General features: G+C 41.7%; 3 protein-coding genes and 1 pseudogene. All 4 read left to right on the top strand.

Annotation, left to right across the window (positions count from 1 at the left end; all coding sequences use genetic code 11):
* Positions 1 to 560 (top strand): annotated as a pseudogene (locus F6K38_RS37930) (hypothetical protein); the annotation flags it as partial.
* A gap of 53 nt (positions 561 to 613) precedes the next feature.
* On the top strand, positions 614 to 1633 hold the full coding sequence (locus F6K38_RS37935; RefSeq protein WP_287360128.1) for a methyltransferase: 1020 nt from the start codon (positions 614 to 616) through the stop codon (positions 1631 to 1633).
* Between the two features lie 312 nt (positions 1634 to 1945).
* The gene (locus F6K38_RS37940; protein ID WP_008185403.1) at positions 1946 to 2572 is read left to right on the top strand and encodes an FMN-dependent NADH-azoreductase; all 627 of its coding nucleotides are present in this window, start codon (positions 1946 to 1948) and stop codon (positions 2570 to 2572) included.
* A 57-nt stretch (positions 2573 to 2629) separates the two neighbouring features.
* Positions 2630 to 3073: a carboxymuconolactone decarboxylase family protein gene (locus tag F6K38_RS37945; protein ID WP_287360129.1), complete on the top strand. Its 444-nt coding sequence runs from the start codon at positions 2630 to 2632 to the stop codon at positions 3071 to 3073.
* Positions 3074 to 3151: the final 78 nt, after the last annotated feature.

The raw sequence follows: 3151 nt of genomic DNA on the forward strand, positions 1-3151 counted from the left end.
AGGTAGGTTTCCTGGGTATTAAATCTCCAACTATTACACCAGGCTATTGGAATGATTCTAACCGCACCCTCAAAAGTTATAAACAAGGGTACTGGATTAGTGGGGATTTGGCTTATTATGATCAGGAAAATAAATTTTTTCACGTGGATCGTGCGGTTGATGCTATTCAGTGCGCTAGGGGCTTAGTCAATACCTTACCCATCGAAGAATTAATTTTGAAGAACAACTCAGCTGTTGCTGATTGTACAATAATTGGGGTCCCTAAGGAAAAAGGCTTCGATGGTTTGGTGGCTTTTATCAAGCTTAAAACACAAGAAAGTATTAAAGCATCAGCTCTGATTACTGCTATCAATCATCAGCTATTGTATAACAATTGGGAACCATTGTATTTCTTAGAAATTGTCATTAATCTTCCTGTCGGTTCAACAGGAAAAGTCTTGAAAAGGAAGCTTCGCGAGCAATATCAGGATATCCTAATTTGTGCTGAGCATAACTTAGAGGGGAAAGGGCTTTATGATTTTGCTTATGCAGAGCTAACCAAAGTTCCAATTAGGTCTTAGCTTGTTTATAAATCAACATTTTTTACTAAATGACACTAGAAGGAGACTAGTCAATGCAACAGGTTACTAAACAGCTGGTACCGGACAAATTATTAGAATTGGGGTTTGCTTTCTCAGCATCTAAGACATTCTTAAGTGCAGTCGAACTGGGAGTGTTTACTGAACTGGCTCAGAGTTCTATGACTGCTGCTGAATTGACTAAAAAACTAGGACTTCATCCCCGTAGTGCGCGAGATTTTTTGGATGCACTAGTTGCCTTAAAAGTGTTAGAATTTTATGATAACGGTTACAGTAACACTCCTGAAAGTGATTTGTTTCTTGACCGCTCCAAGCCTTCCTATATCGGTGGTTACCTAGAGATGTACAACAGCCGTCTCTATCGATTTTGGGGTTCATTAACAGAAGGGTTACGGAGCGGTGAACCCCAGAATGAAGCCAAAAATGGAGAAGACTTCTTCGGCACCCTTTACCAGGACCCTGCCCGCCTAAAACTCTTTCTGGAAGCGATGTCTGGGGTCAGTATGGGAGTAGCTAAGGCGATCGCTGAGAAATTTCCGTGGGAGAAGTTTCAGACGTTTATCGATATCGGCACCGCTCAAGGGCAGTTACCAGTAACCGTTGCCCTAAGTCACGACCATTTACATGGAAGTGGGTTCGACTTGCCAGTGGTTCGCCCAATTTACGAGGAATATGTTGCTTCGAGAGGACTTAGCCAGCGATTAAACTTCCATGGTGGTGACTTTTTCCAGGATATGCTGCCTAGTGCTGATGTTTTGGTTATGGGACAAATCCTGCATGACTGGAATCTAGAACAAAAGCACCTGTTAATTGCCAAAGCCTACGAAGTACTCCCGACCGGTGGTGCATTGATTGTCTACGACGCACTAATCGACGATCAGCGCTGCCAGAACACCTTTGGGTTACTGATGAGCCTAAATATGCTGATCGAAACCTTTGGGGGTTTCGACTATACAGGAGCAGACTGCTGTGCTTGGATGGACAAAGTAGGATTCAAAGATACTTACACTAAACCTCTTGTAGGAGCTTACTCAATGGCAGTAGGCATCAAATAATCCCAATTACAGGTGACGCGGTGACGCGGTTACAGGTTAGGAGGTTAGCAGGTTGAAGGTTAGCAGGTTGAAGGTTACAGGTTAGAGTTTACAGGTTACAGCTTACTAGGTTACTAGGTTACCAGGTTACAGGTTATATTCTGAACCTTAAAGCAAACCACCTTAACCCTTAAACCAAACCACCTTCAACCAAACCACCTTGGCCTATTGGCCACGCTTCGCGAACAACCTTGGCCTTTCGGCCACGCTTCGCGAACAACTAAACCACCTTGGCCTATTGGCCACGCTTCGCGAACAACCTTCAACTTAATTATGACCCATATTCTTCACATTGATGCTAGTCCCCGTGGCGATCGCTCTATTTCTCGGCAATTGTCTAATCGGTTTATTCAAACTTGGAAGTCTTTCTATCCAGACGACACTGTAACCTATCGAGATTTAGGTCATAATCCTGTCCCCCATGTGGATGAAAAGTGGATTGCTGCAGCATTTTGTCCTCCCGAAAAACGCAATCCTGAATTGGTAGACGCAATTAAAGTATCAGATACTTTGGTGGATGAATTTATAGCAGCCGATCGCTATGTTTTTGGCATTCCCATGTACAACTTCAATGTTCCATCTACCTTCAAAGCTTATATCGATCAAATTGTCCGATTTAATCGCACCTTTACCTTTGACGAAGCTGGTCAATATCGGGGTTTAGTTCCTAAGGGAAAGAAAATGCTAATTTTTACAGCTCGTGGTGGTAGTTTCTCTCCAGGAAACCCTAGTGCTGATTACGATTATCAGGAACCTTTTTTAAGGGCTATCTTTGGAGTTATTGGCATTACAGATATCACCTTTATTCATGCCGAGAAACTAGATTTAGGGGAAGAAGCCCGTCAGGAATCTTTGGCCAATGCCCGTGCTGAGCTTGATCAAGCAGTAGGAATGTGGTAATCACGTAAAACGTCAAAAGTTAAATTTGTAATTTTACCAACCAATTGAGGTATTTAAATGGAAGCAAGATGGGAATTAAAAAAAGTTGAACCAGCAGCTTATTTAGCCATGAATTCCTTGGAAAATTATGTGAATAAAAGTGGGTTAGACAAAACACTGATAAAGTTAATTAAAATTCGTGCTTTTCAACTGAATAAATGTGCGTTTTGTATCGATATGCATACAAAAGAAGCCAGAAGTAATGGAGAAACAGAACAACGAATTTATGTTCTAAATGCTTGGCGAGAAACGCCGTTTTTTAGTCCGGAAGAGCGAGCTGTATTAGAGCTAACTGAAGCAGTGACTCTGATTTCAGAGAATCAGGTACCGAATTCAGTTTATGAAGAGGTAAGTCGCTATTTTTCGGAAACTGAAATAGCTAAACTTTTGATGGCTATTGTAACGATCAATGCTTGGAATCGTATTGCTATTACTACAAAAATGATTCCAGGTATTTATTAGAGGGTCGTAAGCTATCAGCTATCAGCTATTAGCTATCAGCTATCAGCTATCAGCTATCAGCTATCAGCTATCAGCTAT

The sequence above is a fragment of the Moorena sp. SIO3B2 genome (genome assembly GCF_010692525.1).
GTDB classification, from domain to species: Bacteria; Cyanobacteriota; Cyanobacteriia; order Cyanobacteriales; family Coleofasciculaceae; genus Moorena; species Moorena producens.